Below are 19,805 nucleotides of genomic sequence, written 5' to 3'. Positions count from 1 at the left end.
AGTTTTTTTTGATATGTTGGCTGGAGCGGATTTAAATCCAGCACAACATCAGTTCAGACAATCAGACAGGGTCGGGTAAATGGCAAAGGTATCACTGGAGAAAGACAAAATTAAATTTCTGCTGGTCGAAGGGGTGCATCAAAAAGCACTGGATAGCCTTCGTGCGGCGGGTTACACCAACATTGAGTTTCATAAAGGTGCGCTGGACACTGAACAGCTGAAAGAGTCGATCCGTGATGCACACTTCATTGGCCTGCGATCCCGTACCCAACTGACCGAAGACGTTATCTCCGCCGCTGAGAAGCTGGTTGCTATCGGCTGCTTCTGTATTGGCACTAACCAGGTTGATCTCGGCGCTGCAGCGAAACGCGGTATTCCGGTGTTTAACGCACCGTTCTCAAACACCCGTTCTGTTGCCGAGCTGGTTATTGGCGAACTGCTACTGCTGCTGCGTGGTATTCCGGAAGCGAATGCCAAAGCACACCGCGGTATCTGGAACAAACTGGCGTCCGGCTCTTTCGAAGCGCGCGGTAAGAAACTGGGCATCATCGGCTACGGCCATATCGGTACTCAGCTCGGTATTCTGGCGGAATCTCTCGGGATGAACGTCTTCTTTTACGATATCGAGAGCAAATTGCCGCTGGGCAACGCGACTCAGGTTCAGCATCTCTCCGACCTGCTGAATATGAGCGACGTGGTGAGCCTGCACGTGCCAGAAAATGCCTCCACCAAAAACATGATGGGTGCGGAAGAGCTGGCGCTGATGAAGCCCGGTTCACTGCTGATCAACGCCGCACGCGGTACCGTGGTCGATATTCCGGCTCTGTGCGATGCCCTGAAGCGTAAACACCTGGCGGGTGCCGCCATCGACGTCTTCCCGACTGAACCGGCAACCAACAGCGATCCCTTTACCTCTCCGCTGTGCGAATTCGACAACGTGATCCTGACGCCGCATATTGGTGGCTCAACGCAGGAAGCGCAGGAGAATATCGGTCTGGAAGTGGCGGGCAAGCTGAGCAAATACTCCGATAACGGTTCGACGCTCTCTGCCGTGAACTTCCCGGAAGTGTCTCTGCCGCTGCACGGTGGCCGTCGTCTGCTGCACATCCATGAAAACCGACCAGGCGTGCTTACCGCCATCAACCAGATCTTCGCCGAGCAGGGCGTGAACATCGCGGCTCAGTATCTGCAAACTAACGCCCAGATGGGCTACGTGGTTATCGATATTGAAGCAGATGAAGATGTGGCGGAGAAAGCGCTGCAGAGCATGAAGGCGATTCCGGGCACCATTCGCGCCCGTCTGCTGTACTAATCCTGCAAGTTTGTCGGGTAGCGTTCGCGCTTACCCGACATCTCTACCACTCCCACACTCTGGACGGGGTAACCACCGCTGGTAGCGGAATATCCCATTTCTCAACCGGCAGCGCTTCCACTCTCTGACAATCATGGGCATAACCCACAGGCTGCAGGCCATACTGCTGCCAGTTTTGCAGGGTACGATCGTAAAAACCGCCACCCATCCCCAGCCGTTGGCCATGCTCATCAAAGGCGACCAGAGGCGTAATCAATACATCCAGTTCGCTCAGAGGCAGCACGTCACGTACATCCAGTTTTGGCTCGGTGATTTTCAGACGATTCACCACCAGCTCGCTGTGGGGATGGTAGTGCAGGAAGAGTAAATGGCCTGGGCTGAAGGGGTGCAATACGGGCAAATAGACCTTCTTGCCGGCGCGCCACAGCGCATCGATAAGCGGTCGGGTATCCAGTTCGCCATCAAACGACAAAAACAGTGCCACGGTATGGGCCATCAATACGGGTGGCCAGGCCATCATGCGGGCGGCGGCTTGTTGGGCAAAAAGGGTTTGCTGTTCGGCGGATAATACGCGACGACGCTGGCGAATAGATTGACGAATGGCTTGTCGGGATGAAGAGACTTCAGGAAGTTGCGTCATGGGTAATGAAGAGGTAGTAGGAAGAGAGGGAATCTCCGAGATGCCGCCGCGGGCTGTAACCCTTGAACCCTTGGTTCAAGGTGAATGTGTCGTCATAGTCTTAAGGCTTCTCGGACGAACCGAGCATGCTCACCGACCATGGAGCGCCACATTCTTGTGGTATGAAATATCGGCTCAGGGGACTGGCCCACATGCAAACATCTCAGAGAAATTTTTTCTTCACAGTCACTCTACCATAGTCAACTGTGAAGCGTTATTCAAAGTTTTGCCCCGTTCTTTCGGTAATGCGACCCTGATCAAGTAACGCCTGTTCAATGGTCTGCTGGAGCATTTTAATACGTTGTTCCATGCTCGCCGCGTAATCGCGGGTCTTCGCTTTTTCCTGAGTCAGTTCATAACTGATGTTCAACGCGGCAATAAAAACCAGTTGCTCAGTATTGGTGACTCTAGTGCGTTCTTTTAGATCTTGCAACCGCTGATTCAGATCATCCGCAGCCTGATTCAGAGCATCCCTTTGTTCAGGCGGGCAATTCACTCGCAGCGAGCGGCCAAAAATTTGGATATCGACGGGTTGTGCAGACATGCCACCTTCCTGCTGTTTGACTGCGCTACCTTCACATCCGGCCCGGGGCCTGCGAAGGGGCGACACTATAGCTACCCTGGTGCGGAGATACAAGCCCTTTTCTGGTGTCACCAGGGTCCAAAGTGGTAGCATATCATGAATATTCCTCCCAATGATGACGAATGCGCATGTCTATACAGAACGAAATGCCTGGCTACAACGAATTTGGCCAGTTACTGAACCAGCAGGGCGTGGGGCTCACCCCGGCTGAAATGCACGGTCTGATCAGCGGGATGCTGTGTGGCGGAAACAACGACAGCTCATGGCTGCCGCTGGTTCACGACCTGACTAACGAAGGGCTGGCTTTTGGCCACGAGCTGGCCGAGGCCCTGCGAAAAATGCACGCCGCGACCAGCGATTCACTGGAAGATGACGGCTTCCTTTTTCAGCTTTATCTGCCTGAAGGCGATGAGGTCAGCGTCTTTGAGCGCGCCGACGCGCTGGCCGGTTGGGTTAACCATTACCTGCTTGGCCTGGGGGTAACGCAGCCGAAGCTGGATAAAGTGACCGGTGAGGCGGGTGAAGCCATCGATGATCTGCGTAATATCGCCCAGTTAGGCTATGAGGAAGACGAAGACCAGGAAGAGCTGGAGATGTCTCTCGAAGAGATCATTGAGTACGTACGCGTAGCATCGCTGCTGTGCCATGACGCGTTTACGCGCGTGAAACCGACAGCACCGGAAGTTAAGAAGCCAACCTTACATTAAGAACAACCACTGGAGGGTGTCATGACTCAGCAAGAGTATCTTCGCCGCCGTCAGGCGCTGTTGGCGACCATGAAGCCAGGCAGCGCCGCGCTTATTTTCGCCGCACCGGAAGCCACACGCAGCAACGACAGCGAGTACCCCTATCGCCAGAGCAGCGATTTTTGGTACTTCACCGGCTTTAATGAGCCCGAAGCCGTGCTGGTGCTGATTAAGAGCGATGACACCCATAACCACAGCGTGTTGTTTAACCGGGTACGCGACCTGACGGCCGAGATCTGGTTTGGCCGTCGGCTGGGGCAGGAGGCGGCACCAGAAAAACTGGGTGTAGACCGTGCGCTGGCCTTCAGTGAGATCAATGAACAGCTCGCGCAACTGCTCAATGGGCTGGACGAGGTCTACCACGCCCAGGGCGAGTATGCGTATGCCGATGAGATTGTATTTACTGCGCTCAATACGCTGCGCAAAGGCTCACGGCAGAACCTGAAGGCACCAGCATCTGTGACTGACTGGCGCCCTGTCGTGCATGAGATGCGCCTGTTTAAATCGCCCGAGGAGCTGGAGGTAATGCGTCGCGCCGGTGAGATCAGCGCCCTGGCGCATACCCGTGCCATGGAACGCTGCCGCCCCGGGATGTTTGAATATCAGCTGGAGGGGGAAGTTCTGCACGAGTTTACCCGCCACGGCGCGCGTTTCCCCTCTTACAACACTATCGTTGGCGGCGGCGAAAACGGCTGCATTCTGCATTACACTGAAAACGAATCCGAACTTCGCGATGGGGATCTGGTGCTGATCGATGCAGGGTGTGAGTATAAAGGCTATGCGGGAGACATTACCCGTACCTTCCCGGTTAACGGTAAGTTCACCCCTGCCCAGCGTGCGATTTACGATATTGTCCTCGATTCGCTGGAGACGGCGCTGACCCTCTTCCGCCCTGGCACCACCATTCAGGAGGTGACCGGTGAAGTGGTGCGTATTATGGTCACCGGGCTGGTCAATCTCGAAATCCTCAAAGGTGACGTGGAGCAGCTCATTGCAGAGAACGCACATCGCGCCTTCTTTATGCACGGACTTAGCCACTGGCTAGGGCTGGATGTCCACGATGTCGGCTTCTATGGCCCGGACCGCTCCCGCGTGCTGGAGCCGGGAATGGTGCTCACCGTGGAGCCCGGTCTGTACATTGCCCCGGATGCCGATGTCCCGGCGCAATATCGCGGCATCGGTATTCGTATTGAAGACGATATTGTGATTACCGAAACCGGTAATGAAAACCTGACGGCGACGGTGGTGAAAAAAGCCGACGATATCGAAGCGTTGATGGCGGCGGCGCGCGCATGAGCGTCATCATCGTAGGCGGCGGCATGACCGGCGCGACGCTGGCGCTGGCGATCTCCCGGCTTACCCAGGGGCAATCACCCGTCCATCTTATTGAAGCCGTCGCACCACAGCGTAACGACCATCCGGGTTTCGATGCCCGTGCTATCGCTATCGCGCAGGGTACCTGTCAGCACCTTGCCCGCATCGGTATCTGGCAGGCGATTGCCGACTGCGCGACGGCGATCAAAACCGTGCACGTGAGCGATCGCGGCCACGCCGGGTTCGTCACCCTTGAAGCGCAGGATTATCGTATCGATGCCCTTGGACAGGTAGTCGAGCTCCATGATGTGGGGTTGCGGCTTTTCCGTCTGTTAAAAGAGGCGCCGGGCGTGACGCTGCATTGTCCGGCACGTGTTACCCATTTCACGCGTAGTGACGATCAGGTCAGCGTGACGCTTGATGATGGCAGCTCTCTCACGGGTGAGTTGCTGGTGGCCGCCGATGGCTCGCGTTCAGCGCTGGGCCAGCAGTGTGGTATCCAGTGGCAGCAGCAGCCTTATCACCAGTTGGCGGTTATCGCCAACGTTGCCACCGCCGTAGCGCATCAGGGCCGTGCCTTTGAGCGTTTCACCGAATACGGCCCTCTGGCGATGCTGCCCATGTCTGAGGGGCGCAGTTCGCTGGTCTGGAGCCATCCGCTGGAGAAAGCGGACGAGATCAAAGGCTGGTCTGACGAACGTTTTCGCAACGAATTACAACAGGCTTTCGGCTGGCGGTTAGGGCGCATTACCCATGTTGGGCAGCGCGCACATTATCCGCTGGCGCTCACCACCGCAAGTCAGGCTATTTCTCATCGCGTAGCGCTGGTAGGTAACGCCGCCCAGACCCTGCACCCGATTGCCGGGCAGGGCTTTAACCTTGGGCTGCGTGACGTGATGACCCTCGCCGAAACGCTGGCGCAGGCATTTTTCGGACAAGAAGATTGCGGGGCGTACCCCCTGTTATGCCAATATCAACACCGTCGTCAGCGCGATAAAGAGGCGACCATCGGCGTCACCGATGGGCTGGTGCATCTGTTCGCTAACCGCTGGGCCCCGCTGGTTGCGGGGCGCAACTTAGGGCTGATGGCGATGGAATTATTCATTCCGGCACGCGACGTGCTGGCGCAGAGGACTCTCGGTTGGGTCGCTCGCTAAGGAGTTAACAAGTGCAGAATGTTGATGTTGCCATTGTCGGTGGTGGGATGGTTGGGCTGGCGTTAGCCTGTGGCTTACAGGGTAGCGGCCTGCGCGTGGCGGTACTCGAACAGCAGCCGCCTCAGCCCATAGCCGCCGATGCGGCACCCGAATTGCGCGTGTCGGCCATCAATGCCGCCAGCGAAAAGCTGCTTACCCGCCTTGGCGTCTGGTCTGATATCGTTGCGCGCCGCGCCAGTTGCTATCACGGTATGGAAGTGTGGGAGAAAGACAGCTTCGGTCACATTGCCTTTGATGACGAGAGCCTGGGCTATAGCCATCTCGGCCACATTGTTGAAAATGCAGTGATTCACCAGGCGCTGTGGCAAAAAGCTGAACAGTGCAGCGATGTCACGCTACTGGCGCCGGCGCAAATCCAGCAGGTAGCCTGGGGAGAAAATGAGGCATTTCTCACCCTGCAAAGCGGCGACATGCTCACGGCACGCCTGATGGTGGGAGCCGATGGCGCCAACTCCTGGCTGCGTAACAAAGCCGATATCCCCCTGACCTGGTGGGACTACCATCACCATGCGCTGGTAGCGACGATCCGCACCGCAGAGCCGCATCAGGCCGTGGCGCGGCAGATTTTCCACAATGACGGCATTCTGGCCTTTTTACCGCTCAGCGATCCTCATCTCTGTTCGATCGTCTGGTCGCTCTCTCCCGATGCGGCACAGGCCATGCGTGATGCTACACCAGAGGCCTTTAACCAGGCGCTTTGCGTGGCGTTTGATAACCGCCTGGGGCTCTGCAGCGTCGGAAGCGAACGTGTTGTCTTCCCGCTGACGGGGCGTTATGCCCGCCAGTTTGCCGCGCATCGTCTGGCGCTGGTGGGGGATGCTGCCCACACCATTCATCCGCTGGCCGGGCAGGGGGTTAACCTCGGCTTTATGGATGCCGCGGAGCTGGTTGCTGAATTGCGTCGTCTGCATCAGCAGGGCAAAGACATTGGCCAGCATCTCTATCTGCGCCGCTATGAGCGCAGCCGCAAACATAGCGCCGCCATGATGCTGGCAGGGATGCAGGGTTTTCGCGAACTCTTTGCCGGTGCTAACCCGGCCAAAAAATTGCTGCGCGACCTGGGCCTGAAGCTGGCCGATACCCTTCCGGGCGTGAAACCCCAACTTTTACGCCAGGCAATGGGTCTGAACGACCTGCCGGACTGGCTGCGCTAAATAAGACCCCCGTCACACTTTCCTTTCCCGGCCTGCTGGCCGGGTGTTTCTCCTCGTTTGAAATAATCTAATTTCACCCGCTTTTTCGCATTAATAAAACTAATGTGGTGATTTTTATGTTGCGGAAAATCATCCCGTTTTTCCAGATTAAATATCATTTTTAACAGAATGCGGCGGGTGTGATGCTGGATTTGTGCGGCCTGTATCGCATAATTTTAGTGAATAACTCTGTAGGCTTTCGGCACCTTTTTGGTCATAAGCTAATGTGATGGCCCATTTTCGCTTATGGTTTGCCGCCGTTTTCGGTGGTAAGTTCAGGTCAAAGAGAACGTTTGCGTCGACATCCAGGAGTGGTGCCGATGCCGGGTTTCGTGGGGATAAAACCGCATGAAACGCAAAGATAGCCCTGCTTATTCAACGAGGAAAAGATGGCTCAACAGACTCCTTTGTACGAACAGCACACGTTATGTGGCGCGCGCATGGTGGATTTCCATGGCTGGATGATGCCGCTGCACTACGGCTCACAAATTGATGAGCACCACGCCGTGCGCACCGATGCCGGCATGTTCGACGTTTCCCACATGACCATTGTCGATCTGCACGGCAGCCGCACCCGGGAGTTTTTACGTTATCTGCTGGCCAACGACGTCGCCAAACTGAAGACGCCGGGAAAAGCGCTCTATACCGGCATGCTCAATGCCTCCGGCGGCGTGATTGATGACCTCATCGTCTATTATTTCACTGAAGATTTCTTCCGCCTCGTTGTAAACTCCGCCACCCGCGAAAAAGACCTCTCCTGGATCACCCAACACGCCGAACCTTACGCCATCGACATCACCGTCCGTGACGATCTGTCGCTGATTGCCGTTCAGGGGCCGAATGCCCAGGCGAAAGCTGCAACGCTATTTAGCGATGAGCAGCGTAACGCCACCGAAGGCATGAAGCCGTTCTTTGGTGTGCAGGCAGGTGACCTGTTCATTGCCACCACCGGTTACACCGGCGAGGCGGGTTATGAAATTGCCATGCCTAACGAGAAAGCCGCTGATTTCTGGCGTGCGCTGGTAGAAGCCGGCGTGAAACCGGCAGGCCTGGGGGCGCGCGATACGCTGCGTCTGGAAGCCGGTATGAATTTATATGGCCAGGAGATGGACGAAGGCGTCTCTCCGCTGGCTGCGAATATGGGCTGGACCATTGCCTGGGAACCGGCTGACCGTGACTTTATCGGTCGCGAAGCGCTGGAGATGCAGCGTGATAAGGGCACCGAACAGCTGGTTGGCCTGGTCATGAAAGACAAAGGCGTGCTGCGCGGTGAACTGCCGGTGCGCTTCACCGATGCCGATGGCAATCATCGCGAAGGGGTGATCACCAGCGGCACCTTCTCGCCGACCCTGGGCTACAGCATTGCGCTGGCACGCGTACCGGCGGGCATTGGCGACACTGCCGTTGTACAGATCCGCAATCGCGAGATGCCGGTTGCCGTCACTAAACCGATTTTTGTTCGCGCCGGTAAGCCGGTCGTCTAATTATTTTTATCAGGAGAACTTCAATGAGCAATGTGCCAGCAGAACTGAAATACAGCAAAGAACACGAGTGGCTGCGCAAAGAGGCGGACGGCACTTACACGGTAGGCATCACCGAACATGCGCAAGAGCTGCTGGGTGACATGGTCTTTGTTGACCTGCCGGAAGTGGGCGCGACCGTTAGCGCAGGCGATGACTGTGCGGTGGCGGAGTCTGTGAAAGCCGCTTCTGACATCTACGCGCCGGTTGGCGGCGAAATCGTTGCTGTGAATGACGCGCTGAGCGACTCCCCGGAACTGGTAAACAGCGAGCCTTACGCGGGCGGCTGGATCTTTAAAATCAAAGCCAGCGATGAAGCGGAAGTTGCCGCGCTGCTGGATGCCACCGCGTACGAAGCACTGTTAGAAGACGAGTAAGCCTTTTCCCTCTCCCTTTTAGGGAGAGGGTAGGGTGAGGGGAACAGACGACACCTTCACCCCAGCCCTCTCCCTCAGGGAGAGGGAGAATACACATTCACTGCACGTTTCAGGAACCATCGCTCATGACACAGACTTTAAGCCAGCTTGAAAATCGTGGCGCCTTTATTGAACGTCACATCGGGCCGGATGCTCAGCAACAGCAGGAGATGCTGAACACGGTTGGCGCAGATTCATTAAACGCCCTGATCGGCCAGATCGTGCCAAAAGACATCCAGCTTGCCACACCGCCGCAGGTAGGCGATGCCACGACGGAATTTGCCGCGCTGGCGGAGCTGAAGGCGATTGCCGGCCTTAACAAGCGCTTTAAGTCTTACATTGGCATGGGCTACACCCCGGTACAACTGCCGCCGGTTATTCTGCGCAATATGCTGGAAAATCCGGGCTGGTATACCGCCTATACGCCGTATCAGCCGGAAGTCTCTCAGGGCCGTCTGGAAGCGCTGCTGAACTTCCAGCAGGTGACGCTGGATCTCACGGGGCTGGATATTGCTTCTGCCTCACTGCTGGATGAAGCCACCGCCGCTGCCGAAGCCATGGCAATGGCAAAACGCGTCAGCAAACTGAAGGGCGCAAACCGCTTCTTCGTCGCGGCCGATATCCATCCGCAAACTCTGGACGTAGTACGTACCCGTGCGGAAACCTTCGGGTTTGACGTCATTGTAGATGATGCCGAAAAGGTGAAGGATCATCAGGATGTCTTTGGCGTGCTGTTGCAGCAGGTGGGCACCACCGGTGAAGTCCACGATTACAGCGATCTTATTGCTGAGCTGAAAGCCCGTAAAATCGTGGTCAGCGTAGCGGCCGATTTTATGTCGCTGGTACTGCTCACGGCGCCGGGTAAACAGGGGGCGGACATCGTCTTCGGCTCTGCCCAGCGCTTTGGCGTTCCGATGGGCTACGGTGGCCCGCACGCGGCCTTCTTTGCCGCAAAAGATGAATTCAAACGCTCCATGCCGGGCCGTATTATCGGCGTCTCTAAAGATGCGGCCGGTAATACCGCGCTGCGCATGGCGATGCAGACGCGCGAGCAGCATATCCGCCGCGAGAAAGCGAACTCCAACATCTGTACCTCTCAGGTACTGCTGGCCAACATCGCCAGCCTGTATGCCGTCTTCCATGGCCCGGTTGGCCTGAAACGCATTGCTTCCCGCATTCATCGCTTCGCCGATATCCTGGCGGCGGGTCTGCAGCAAAAAGGGCAAAAGCTGCGTCACGCCCACTTCTTCGACACCCTGTGTGTTGAGGTTGCCGACAAGGCCGCCGTGCTGGCGCGCGCCGAGGCCGCAGAGATTAACCTGCGCAGCGACATCCTGAACGCGGTGGGTATTACGCTGAACGAAACCACGACCCGCGACGATGTTGCAGCGCTGTTCGATGTCCTGCTGGGTGCTGACCATGGCCTGAACATCGACACGCTGGATAAAGAGGTGGCGCACGATAGCCGCTCCATCCAGGAGTGCATGCTGCGTAACGACGACATCCTGACCCATCCCGTCTTTAACCGTTACCACAGCGAAACGGAGATGATGCGTTATATGCACTCTCTGGAGCGCAAAGATCTGGCGCTGAACCAGGCGATGATCCCGCTGGGGTCATGCACCATGAAGCTCAACGCTGCGGCCGAGATGATCCCGATCACCTGGCCGGAATTCGCCGAGCTGCACCCGTTCTGCCCGGTAGATCAGGCGGAAGGTTACCACCAGATGATCAACCAGCTCTCTGACTGGCTGGTGAAGCTGACCGGCTACGACGCGCTCTGCATGCAGCCGAACTCCGGCGCGCAGGGTGAATACGCGGGCCTGCTGGCGATTCGCCACTATCATGAAAGCCGCAACGAAGGGCATCGCGATATCTGCCTGATCCCAAGCTCCGCGCACGGCACCAACCCAGCCTCTGCTCAGATGGCGGGTATGGAAGTGGTGGTGGTCGCTTGCGATAAGAACGGCAACATTGATCTTGCGGATCTGCGGGCGAAAGCCGAGCAGACCGGTGACAAGCTCTCCTGCATCATGGTCACTTACCCGTCCACTCACGGTGTGTACGAAGAGACTATCCGCGAAGTCTGCGAAATCGTGCACCAGTATGGCGGCCAGGTTTACCTGGATGGCGCAAACATGAATGCCCAGGTGGGTATCACGACCCCTGGCTTTATCGGCGCGGACGTCTCCCACCTGAACCTGCATAAAACCTTCTGCATCCCACACGGTGGCGGCGGACCAGGTATGGGGCCGATTGGCGTGAAAGCGCACCTGGCGCCGTTTGTTCCGGGCCATAGCGTGGTGCAGATCGAAGGCATGCTGACCCGCCAGGGCGCGGTTTCTGCGGCACCGTTTGGTAGCGCTTCTATCCTGCCAATCAGCTGGATGTACATCCGCATGATGGGTGCTGAAGGGCTGAAGCAGGCAAGCCAGGTCGCCATCCTCAACGCGAACTACATTGCGACGCGTCTGAAAGATGCCTATCCGGTGCTCTACACGGGCCGTGATGGCCGCGTAGCACACGAGTGCATTCTGGATATCCGTCCGCTGAAAGAAGAGACCGGCATCAGCGAACTGGATATTGCTAAACGTCTGATCGACTACGGCTTCCACGCGCCAACCATGTCCTTCCCGGTTGCCGGAACCCTGATGGTTGAGCCAACCGAGTCTGAAAGCAAAGTCGAGCTGGACCGCTTTATCGATGCGATGCTGGCGATCCGCAGTGAGATTGACCGCGTGAAATCGGGTGAGTGGACGCTTACCGATAACCCACTGGTAAATGCCCCGCATACCCAGAACGAACTGGTGGCGGAATGGAACCACGGTTACACCCGCGAACTGGCGGTCTTCCCGGCGGGTGTGGCAAACAAATACTGGCCGACGGTTAAACGTCTGGACGATGTCTACGGCGACCGGAATCTGTTCTGCTCTTGCGTGCCGATGAGCGAATACCAGTAACCCCCCACTGATTAACAAACCGGGTAAGCGCATGCGCTACCCGGTTTTTTTTTAAGGAGTGAACAATGGCAATCGCACTGGTTACCGGCGCCAGCCGGGGGATTGGCAAAGCTACCGCGCTGCAGCTGGCCCGTGAAGGTTATACCGTGGCGGTTAACTACCATCACAACATCCACGCCGCAACGCAGGTCATTAATGCCATACAGGACGCAGGAGGCAGGGCATTTGCATTGCGCGCCGATATCAGCGATGAAGCGCAGGTGCTGGCAATGTTTGAAAGTCTCGATCGTGAAGGAGAACCGCTCGCCGCCCTGGTCAATAATGCCGGCATTCTGTTTGAACAGAGCACGATTGAGAATCTCTCTGCCGAGCGCATTAATCGGGTGCTGGCGACCAACGTCACCGGCTATTTCCTCTGCTGCCGTGAGGCGGTCAAACGCATGGCGCACAACCACGGGGGTAAAGGCGGGGCGATTGTTAACGTCTCCTCCGCCGCCTCTCGCCTTGGCGCACCGGGCGAGTATGTGGATTATGCCGCGTCGAAAGGGGCCGTGGATTCGCTGACCACCGGCTTAGCGCTGGAAGTGGCAGCGCAGGGGATCCGCGTGAACTGCGTGCGTCCGGGGCTGATTTACACCGATATTCATGCTTCTGGCGGTGAGCCGGGGCGTGTCGATCGGGTGAAGTCGATGTTGCCGATGCAGCGCGGTGGGCAGCCGGAAGAGGTGGCACAGGCGATTGTCTGGCTGTTGAGCGAGAAGGCGTCGTACGTGACGGGCAGTTTTCTTGAATTAGCGGGCGGGAAATAGAACCTCTCCCCACAGGGGAGAGGCCATGTGCCCGTGGGGCTTAAAGCGTTTCGCCGTTACTGGCGATGACGGTTTTATACCACTCAAAGCTCTTCTTACGGGAGCGCGACATGTCGCCCGTACCGTCGTCGTGCTTGTTCACATAGATAAAGCCGTAACGCTTGCTGTATTGACCCGTGGTGAACGACACACAGTCGATGCAGCCCCACGGGGTATAGCCCATCAGATCTACACCATCGTAGGTGACGGCTTTTATCATCTCTTCGACGTGGGCACGCAGATAGTCGATGCGGTAATCATCGTTGATGCTGCCGTCCTCTTCCACTTTATCGTAGGCGCCGAACCCGTTTTCCACGATGAACAGCGGCTTCTGATAGCGTTCATACAGCTCGCACAGTGCGTAGCGCAGGCCCACCGGATCAATCTGCCACCCCCAGTCAGAGGCTTTGACGTGCGGGTTCGGCACGCTACCTTCGAAGCCGGAAATTGCATCGCCGGTACCGCCCTCTGCCTTCACGGCGTTGGTCATGTAGTAGCTAAAGCCTAAATAGTCGCAGGTGCCTTCGCGCAGGATCTGCTCGTCGCCCGCTTCCATATTGATAGAGAAGCCGCGGCGTTCCCACTCGTTCAGCACGTAAGACGGGTAGTAGCCGCGCAGCTGAACATCGGTAAAGACATAACGCTCACGCATGGATTCCTGGGCATACATCACGTCTTCTGGCTTGCAGGAGAACGGATAGAGCGCCACCATCGCCAGCATGCAGCCGACTTTCATCTCCGGGTTAATGCGACGCGCGGCCTTCACCGCCAGGGCGCTGGCCACGAACTGGTGATGCAGCACCTGGTACATGGTCTCTTCCGGATTAGCATGCTCGGTATAGACCACGCCAGAGCAGCAGTAGCCGAACAGCGGCGCACGCCAGTTACGCTGGTTATTGATTTCGTTAAAGGTCATCCAGTACTTGACCTTATTTTTGTAGCGCTCGAAGACCACTTCAGAGAAGCGCACAAAGAAATCGACCACTTTACGGTTGGTCCAGCCGCCGTATTCCTGCACCAGATGCAGCGGCATTTCGAAGTGGGAGAGGGTGATCACCGGCTCGATGTTGTACTTCAGCATCTCATCGAACATCTCATCGTAGAACTTCAGCCCTTCTTCGTTTGGCTGAGTTTCATCCCCTTTCGGGAAGATACGGGTCCAGGCGATGGAGGTGCGGAAACATTTGAAGCCCATTTCGGCAAACAGCTTAATGTCTTCTTTATAGTGGCCGTAAAAGTCGACCGCCTCATGGTTCGGATAGTATTTCCCCGGCACCACTTGCTGGGTGATTTCACGCGGTACGCCATGGGCACCGCCGGTCAGCACGTCGCAAATGCTCGGCCCTTTGCCGCCTTTGTTCCAGCCGCCTTCGACCTGATGCGCCGCAACCGCGCCGCCCCATAAAAAGTCTTTTGGTAAGGTGAGTTTTTTCATCTTTGCTAATCTCGTTAATTACGTTCTGTTTTCGAGTCTAACAAAGGGGAATTAAAAGTCACGATATAACAATTCGCGCAAAATGTGATTTGTTACATCAAAAAAACAGGATGTTTTATTCTGTCAGTTTCTTCGCCAGTTTACGGCCTAAAGATTCCAGAATATAAATCACCGGGATCTGAGTGGTAATATCGTAGACGCCGCCGATGCGCGTTTGAGGCACATGCCAGGAGAGATTAAAGTCGGCCAGCTTCGCCAGGCGAGAGTGCTCGTGACTGGTAATGGAGAGTACCTTGCAGTGATGCAGGCTGAACTGGCTGGCGAAGCGCAGGATCTCTTCGGTTTCGCCCGAGACAGAGAGGACAATAGCCAGGGCGTTTTTAGCCATATCGTTAGTGACGGGGAAATAAGGATCGTCGATATGGTTGCTAAATTTTCCGATATTTGAGAAAAAGCGTGCGCCATATTTTGCCAGGGAACCAGAGGTGCCCGCGCCGACAAATATAATTCGTTCAGAAGATAAAATAATATCTACAGCGTCGTCGAGCAGGGCATCAAACTCTTCGTTATTGACACCTTTAAAGAAGCTGATAATTTCGCTGGCGCCAAAATTAGCTTGTTGAGGTTCGTTCTGCTCTAAATAGAGTTTAAAGCGTACCCGAAATTCAGAATAACCTTCACAGTTAAGCTTGCGGCAAAAACGCAGCACGGTGGTCGTGGACACGCCCGCGGCATCTGCCAGCTCGCGAATGGTCATATACATGACTTTGTCGCGGTTTTTGATGACAAAGTTGTAGACCATCATCTCCAGATTATTGAGACTGGCAATCGCGGCGTGGGTGAACATACTCACTGTGGCAAAACTCTCATCGCAGACGTCATCGTTAAGGAATCATACCATGCAGCCAAACGACATCACTTTTTTTCAACGCTTTCAGGATGACATTCTGGCCGGGCGTAAGACCATTACCCTTCGCGATAAAAGCGAGTCGCATTTTAAAACAGGTGATATTTTGCGCGTTGGCCGCTATGAAGATGATGGCTATTTCTGCACCATCAAGGTGACCGGCACCGCGACCGTGACGCTGGATACGCTTGATGATCAACATGCCCGACAGGAAAACATGACCTTAACTGAGCTAAAGCAGGTCATTACCGACATCTATCCCGGGCAGACGCAGTTTTATCTCATTGAATTTGAATGTCTTTAACATAGAGTGAACAGCTGTGCGGTGAGGTTTATATGTAACGATATGAAAAATATAACTTTTCTGAAAATAAGACTTTATTTTAGCTAACAGGTGTTCACTGGAATCATTCTCAGTTAGCATAGTCTGGCGATACGTTATTTTTTTATGTTCTCCTGGAGACCTCTATGGTTAATAAACCATTACTCGCACAGGGATATTCACTGGCTGAGGAGATAGCCAACAGTATCAGCCACGGCATCGGCCTCGTCTTTGGTATTGTCGGTCTGGTGTTGCTGCTGGTGCAGGCGGTGGATGCTAACGCCAGTGCGATGGCTATTACCAGCTACAGTTTATACGGCGGGAGCATGATTTTGCTGTTCCTGGCCTCCACGCTTTATCACGCTATCCCACACCAGCGAGCCAAGATCTGGCTGAAGAAATTCGACCACTGCGCCATCTATCTGTTGATTGCCGGCACCTATACACCTTTCCTGCTGGTGGGGCTGGGTTCTCCGCTTGCGCGTGGGTTAATGATTGTTATCTGGAGCCTGGCGCTGCTGGGCATCCTGTTTAAACTGACCATCGCTCACCGCTTCAAAGCTCTGTCACTGGTCACCTATCTGACCATGGGCTGGCTGTCGCTGATTGTGGTCTATCAGCTGGCGGTGAAACTGTCGGCAGGCGGCGTGACCTTGCTTGCCGTAGGGGGCGTAATCTATTCGCTAGGGGTTATTTTCTACGTCTGCAAACGCATCCCTTACAACCACGCTATCTGGCACGGCTTCGTGCTGGGGGGAAGTGTCTGTCACTTCCTGGCGATTTATTTATATGTGGGGCAGGTGTAACCGCAGTGCGGCGCGCGCGCTCTCATAACAAAAAACGGTAACCTTCGGGTTACCGTTTTTTTTACTTCGCCATCGTGCAGGGCTATTACTCTTCCAGAGAGTAAGGCAGCGGTTCGATGCTTAAAGTGTTGGCGTCATCACGTACACGGAACACGTTGTCTGGCTCCATATCGTTATTCATCACGACCTGCACCAGCAGGCGGCCATCATCAAGCTGAACGGCGGCCAGAACCGTACCGGTACGACGCCAGTTATCACCCATCTTCATTTCAAGGTCTTCGCCGGCTTCCGGAACGCGGCTGGCGGTGCCCGCCAGATACCAGAGCGCACGTTTATTCGCGCCACGGAACTTCGCACGCGCCACCATCTCCTGGCCGGTATAGCACCCTTTTTTGAAACTGATGCCGCCCAGCGCCTGCAAATTCGTGGCCTGCGGAATAAATTGCCCACTGTTGGCGCTATCGATGACGGGCACACCGGCTTCAATGTTCAATGCCAGCCACTGCTGGCTGCCGTTCAGCTGCGCTTCGCCGCGCAGCGCTTCGGTCAGGCGCTCGGCCGTGGCGACGTCGGTGACCAGCAGGAAGCGTTCAGCCGGGTGTTCAAACCATAAAATAGACGTAACGCCATCGGTGGTCAGCGGTTTGCTGGCATCCGGCAGCTCTGCAAACTGATTCGTCAGGGCAGCGCGCGCCTGAAAACCGGCCACGCCCAGCAGCACGACCTCGTCGTCCGGCGAAAAAGTAACTTTGGAGAAGACCGCGTATTTTTTTAGCTCAGTCAGCTGAGCATCGCGCAGGTTGCGGCGCTCGATAAAAGCAAAGCCCTCGCCGCGACGGAACAGGCGCAGGTTACTCCACATTTTACCTTTTGCATCGCAGTGAGCCGCAAGCAGATGCTGGTGCTCCGTCAGTTGACCCACATCCGCAGTCACCTGGCCCTGCAGATATTTTTCGCTATCCGGGCCGGTAACGGAAACCAGCGCCCAGTCATCGAGGGTGATCAGCGTCAGCGGCAGACGCGCAGAGGCGACAGGCTGGCGCGGAGAGAAAGGGGTAAATGCCATAGTGATGTCCTGATTTGCTTAACGCTTTATTGATGCCTAATGGTAAAAGAGACTGTAGTCAATGCAAGCGGTTTCAACAGGCTATTCGTGCCTTCAACGCGTTCTGCGAAAGGTTACGCAAGAGCGTGCGAGCCGCTTCAGTTTTGCCTCTGTTTTCTGCGCAGCCTCTTCCGATGCGTAATATTCCAGTAAAGAATCGACAGAAAACACGTTACACTAGATTTTGCCTCACGCAGGGAAAACTCTGGCGTGGAGCAGTGTCTGAACCCAACGTTATGCAGGAAAAATGACATGGATATTAATAATAAAGCCCGCATTCACTGGGCATGCCGTCGCGGTATGCGTGAACTCGACATCTCCATCATGCCGTTCTTCGAACATGAATACGACAGCCTGAGCGATGAAGATAAACAGCTGTTTATCCGCCTGCTGGAGTGTGACGATCCAGATTTATTCAACTGGCTGATGAATCATGGCGAACCAGCCGACAGCGAGCTGCAACGGATGGTGCTTTTAATTCAAACACGGAATCGGGAACGTGGTCCTGTGGCAATCTGATTTACGCGTCTCGTGGCGCTCACAGTGGATGTCTCTTTTACTCCACGGGTTGGTTGCGGCCGCCATTCTGTTAATGCCATGGCCGCTGAGCTATACCCCGCTCTGGCTGCTACTTCTCTCGTTGGTGGTCTTTGACAGCGTTCGAAGCCAGCGGCGGATCAACGCCCGTCAGGGTGAAATTAAACTGTTTATGGATTCTCGCCTGCGCTGGCAGGGGAAAGAGTGGGAGATCGTCGGCTCGCCGTGGATGATTAACGCCGGCATGATGCTGCGTCTGCGTGCAAGCGAAGAGCAGCGCTGCCACCATTTATGGGTATCGGCGGATAGCATGGATGAAGGCGAGTGGCGAGACCTGCGTCGGATGATTGCTCAGCAACAGCCGACGCAAGGACGGTAGCGATTTAGCTAAACTGCTCTGCCATTTCGCCGAGGATCTGCTCGCACCAGTTTTGCAGCCGCTCTTCGCTTAGGTCGTACTGGTTGGTTTCATCAAGGGCCAGACCGACAAACAGCTGCCCTTCTGCGGTGATAGGTTTCTTACTGGTAAACTCGTAGCCTTCCGTCGGCCAGTAGCCGATAAAGGTCACCCCTTTTGGCGCGAGTTTATCGTGCAGCATGCCCAGCGCATCCAGGAACCATTCGCCGTAACCCAGCTGGTCGCCCATGCCGTACATCGCAATAATTTTGCCGTCCAGGTTCAGAGAGTCCAGCTGATCCCACACCGTCTCCCAGTCCTCCTGCAGTTCGCCAAAGTCCCAGGTTGGAATGCCGAGGATCAGCACGTCGTACTGCTCCATCAGGGTCGGCGCATCGTCTTTGAGGTTATGGAGGGTGACCAGCTCAGGGCCGATAATGTCGCGAATTTTCTCAGCAGCCATTTCGGTATAGCAGGTGCTGGAACCATAAAACAGACCAATATTCATCGCTAAAATGTCTCAATACTTGCTTTGACGTTGCGAACTAGTGTACCAGAAACGATACGCCTTCAGGCATAATGCACCGACAGCAGAACTAAAGGGGCGGAAGTGGAAAAGGATCTCGCACTCATCGAACAATTTCTCGACGCGCTCTGGCTTGAGAAGAATCTGGCTGAAAATACCCTCAGTGCTTATCGGCGCGATTTGACGATGCTGGCGGCGTGGCTGCATCATCACGATCGCGAACTGGCGACTGCGCAAAGCGACGATTTGCAGGCCCTGCTTGCCGAGCGCGTGGAGGGGGGATACAAAGCTACCAGCTCCGCGCGGCTGCTCAGCGCTGTGCGTCGGCTGTTTCAATATCTTTATCGCGAGAAAATTCGCCCGGACGATCCCAGCGCCTCGCTGGCGTCGCCTAAGCTGCCCCAACGTCTGCCCAAAGATCTGAGCGAAGCGCAAGTTGAGCGATTATTACAGGCACCCGTTGTTGACCAGCCGCTGGAGTTACGCGATAAAGCGATGCTTGAAGTGTTGTATGCGACAGGTCTGCGCGTCTCTGAACTGGTCGGGCTGACGATGAGCGATATCAGCCTGCGTCAGGGTGTGGTGCGGGTAATCGGTAAAGGGAATAAAGAGCGACTGGTTCCGCTGGGCGAAGAGGCGGTGTACTGGCTGGAAAACTGGCTGGAGCACGGTCGCCCCTGGCTGCTGAACGGTGTCTCTAACGATGTGCTGTTTCCCAGCCAGCGCGCCCAGCAAATGACGCGGCAAACCTTCTGGCATCGCATCAAACATTACGCCACACTGGCAGGCATCGACAGTGAAAAACTGTCACCGCACGTTCTGCGTCACGCCTTTGCAACGCATCTGTTAAACCACGGGGCCGATTTGCGCGTGGTGCAGATGTTGCTTGGTCATAGCGATCTTTCCACGACGCAAATCTATACGCACGTCGCCACGGAACGCTTGCGGCAGCTACATCAACAGCACCACCCACGCGCGTGAG

General features: G+C 55.7%; 20 protein-coding genes and 1 other RNA gene. 14 read left to right on the top strand and 7 right to left on the bottom strand.

The window, feature by feature from the left end; translation table 11 throughout:
- The first annotated feature begins 79 nt into the window (after window positions 1-79).
- Window positions 80-1,312: a phosphoglycerate dehydrogenase gene (gene serA / locus WFN75_RS16055; protein ID WP_040074126.1), complete on the top strand. Its 1,233-nt coding sequence runs from the start codon at window positions 80-82 to the stop codon at window positions 1,310-1,312.
- Between the two features lie 43 nt (window positions 1,313-1,355).
- Here serA and WFN75_RS16050 read toward each other — a convergent pair whose 3' ends face one another.
- The 3 genes from WFN75_RS16050 to zapA form a co-directional block, all read right to left on the bottom strand.
- Entirely contained in the window at window positions 1,356-1,952 is a 597-nt protein-coding gene (locus tag WFN75_RS16050) for a 5-formyltetrahydrofolate cyclo-ligase (RefSeq protein ID WP_336996484.1), read from the bottom strand.
- Window positions 1,953-1,980: 28 nt separating this feature from the next.
- Window positions 1,981-2,164: non-coding RNA, 6S RNA (gene ssrS / locus WFN75_RS16045), on the bottom strand.
- A 41-nt stretch (window positions 2,165-2,205) separates the two neighbouring features.
- A complete protein-coding gene (zapA, locus tag WFN75_RS16040) occupies window positions 2,206-2,535 on the bottom strand; it encodes a cell division protein ZapA (protein ID WP_040074128.1) in 330 nt (109 codons plus the stop codon).
- A 167-nt stretch (window positions 2,536-2,702) separates the two neighbouring features.
- Here zapA and WFN75_RS16035 point away from each other — a divergent pair, with 167 nt between their 5' ends.
- From WFN75_RS16035 to WFN75_RS16000, 8 genes are all read left to right on the top strand, one after another.
- A complete protein-coding gene (locus tag WFN75_RS16035; protein WP_212476475.1) occupies window positions 2,703-3,281 on the top strand; it encodes a YecA/YgfB family protein in 579 nt (192 codons plus the stop codon).
- Window positions 3,282-3,302: 21 nt separating this feature from the next.
- Window positions 3,303-4,616 carry a Xaa-Pro aminopeptidase gene (gene pepP, locus WFN75_RS16030; RefSeq protein WP_336996483.1) on the top strand — a complete coding sequence of 438 codons (1,314 nt, stop codon included), beginning with the start codon at window positions 3,303-3,305 and terminating at the stop codon, window positions 4,614-4,616.
- On the top strand, window positions 4,613-5,791 hold the full coding sequence (gene ubiH / locus WFN75_RS16025) for a 2-octaprenyl-6-methoxyphenyl hydroxylase (RefSeq protein ID WP_336996482.1): 1,179 nt from the start codon (window positions 4,613-4,615) through the stop codon (window positions 5,789-5,791). Before pepP ends, ubiH begins: the two co-directional genes overlap by 4 nt.
- An 11-nt stretch (window positions 5,792-5,802) precedes the next feature.
- Complete coding sequence (ubiI, locus tag WFN75_RS16020) at window positions 5,803-7,005, top strand: FAD-dependent 2-octaprenylphenol hydroxylase (protein WP_336996481.1); 1,203 nt, start codon at window positions 5,803-5,805, stop codon at window positions 7,003-7,005.
- A gap of 428 nt (window positions 7,006-7,433) precedes the next feature.
- Entirely contained in the window at window positions 7,434-8,528 is a 1,095-nt protein-coding gene (gcvT, locus tag WFN75_RS16015; RefSeq protein ID WP_336996480.1) for a glycine cleavage system aminomethyltransferase GcvT, read from the top strand.
- 23 nt (window positions 8,529-8,551) lie between these two features.
- A complete protein-coding gene (gene gcvH / locus WFN75_RS16010) occupies window positions 8,552-8,941 on the top strand; it encodes a glycine cleavage system protein GcvH (protein ID WP_040074134.1) in 390 nt (129 codons plus the stop codon).
- Between the two features lie 125 nt (window positions 8,942-9,066).
- Window positions 9,067-11,940 (top strand): aminomethyl-transferring glycine dehydrogenase, encoded by a 2,874-nt coding sequence (gene gcvP / locus WFN75_RS16005; protein ID WP_336996479.1) that lies wholly within the window; start codon window positions 9,067-9,069, stop codon window positions 11,938-11,940.
- Between the two features lie 65 nt (window positions 11,941-12,005).
- Window positions 12,006-12,749: an SDR family oxidoreductase gene (locus WFN75_RS16000; RefSeq protein WP_286808097.1), complete on the top strand. Its 744-nt coding sequence runs from the start codon at window positions 12,006-12,008 to the stop codon at window positions 12,747-12,749.
- Between the two features lie 40 nt (window positions 12,750-12,789).
- Here WFN75_RS16000 and WFN75_RS15995 read toward each other — a convergent pair whose 3' ends face one another.
- Together WFN75_RS15995 and WFN75_RS15990 are read right to left on the bottom strand one after the other, a co-directional pair.
- Window positions 12,790-14,223 carry a 6-phospho-beta-glucosidase gene (locus WFN75_RS15995; RefSeq protein WP_207292360.1) on the bottom strand — a complete coding sequence of 478 codons (1,434 nt, stop codon included), beginning with the start codon at window positions 14,221-14,223 and terminating at the stop codon, window positions 12,790-12,792.
- Between the two features lie 115 nt (window positions 14,224-14,338).
- Entirely contained in the window at window positions 14,339-15,070 is a 732-nt protein-coding gene (locus WFN75_RS15990; RefSeq protein WP_040074138.1) for a MurR/RpiR family transcriptional regulator, read from the bottom strand.
- 52 nt (window positions 15,071-15,122) lie between these two features.
- Between WFN75_RS15990 and yqfB the strand changes: the two genes are divergently transcribed.
- Together yqfB and trhA are read left to right on the top strand one after the other, a co-directional pair.
- Window positions 15,123-15,434 (top strand): N(4)-acetylcytidine aminohydrolase, encoded by a 312-nt coding sequence (gene yqfB / locus WFN75_RS15985; protein ID WP_336996478.1) that lies wholly within the window; start codon window positions 15,123-15,125, stop codon window positions 15,432-15,434.
- A gap of 164 nt (window positions 15,435-15,598) precedes the next feature.
- A complete protein-coding gene (gene trhA, locus WFN75_RS15980; protein WP_336996477.1) occupies window positions 15,599-16,258 on the top strand; it encodes a PAQR family membrane homeostasis protein TrhA in 660 nt (219 codons plus the stop codon).
- Between the two features lie 85 nt (window positions 16,259-16,343).
- Here the strand turns inward: trhA and ygfZ are convergent, their stop codons facing one another.
- On the bottom strand, window positions 16,344-17,324 hold the full coding sequence (gene ygfZ / locus WFN75_RS15975) for a tRNA-modifying protein YgfZ (RefSeq protein WP_336996476.1): 981 nt from the start codon (window positions 17,322-17,324) through the stop codon (window positions 16,344-16,346).
- 291 nt (window positions 17,325-17,615) lie between these two features.
- On the opposite strand from ygfZ, the gene sdhE reads away from it, so the two are divergent.
- Both sdhE and WFN75_RS15965 read left to right on the top strand, forming a co-directional pair.
- The gene (sdhE, locus tag WFN75_RS15970) at window positions 17,616-17,882 is read left to right on the top strand and encodes an FAD assembly factor SdhE (RefSeq protein ID WP_040074142.1); all 267 of its coding nucleotides are present in this window, start codon (window positions 17,616-17,618) and stop codon (window positions 17,880-17,882) included.
- Window positions 17,863-18,279 carry a protein YgfX gene (locus WFN75_RS15965; RefSeq protein ID WP_046887112.1) on the top strand — a complete coding sequence of 139 codons (417 nt, stop codon included), beginning with the start codon at window positions 17,863-17,865 and terminating at the stop codon, window positions 18,277-18,279. Before sdhE ends, WFN75_RS15965 begins: the two co-directional genes overlap by 20 nt.
- Before the next feature lie 4 nt (window positions 18,280-18,283).
- Here the strand turns inward: WFN75_RS15965 and fldB are convergent, their stop codons facing one another.
- Window positions 18,284-18,805 (bottom strand): flavodoxin FldB, encoded by a 522-nt coding sequence (gene fldB / locus WFN75_RS15960; protein ID WP_207292358.1) that lies wholly within the window; start codon window positions 18,803-18,805, stop codon window positions 18,284-18,286.
- Window positions 18,806-18,907: 102 nt separating this feature from the next.
- Here fldB and xerD point away from each other — a divergent pair, with 102 nt between their 5' ends.
- Window positions 18,908-19,804, top strand: a complete 897-nt coding sequence (gene xerD / locus WFN75_RS15955) for a site-specific tyrosine recombinase XerD (protein WP_040074146.1) — start codon at window positions 18,908-18,910, stop codon at window positions 19,802-19,804.
- Window position 19,805 lies beyond the last annotated feature (1 nt).

It is taken from the genome of Leclercia sp. UBA7405, from assembly GCF_037152215.1.
Taxonomy (GTDB): domain Bacteria; phylum Pseudomonadota; class Gammaproteobacteria; order Enterobacterales; family Enterobacteriaceae; genus Enterobacter; species Enterobacter pneumoniae.
The sequence above is the reverse complement of the archived record's forward strand: the minus strand, read 5'-3'. Positions and strand labels throughout refer to the sequence as shown.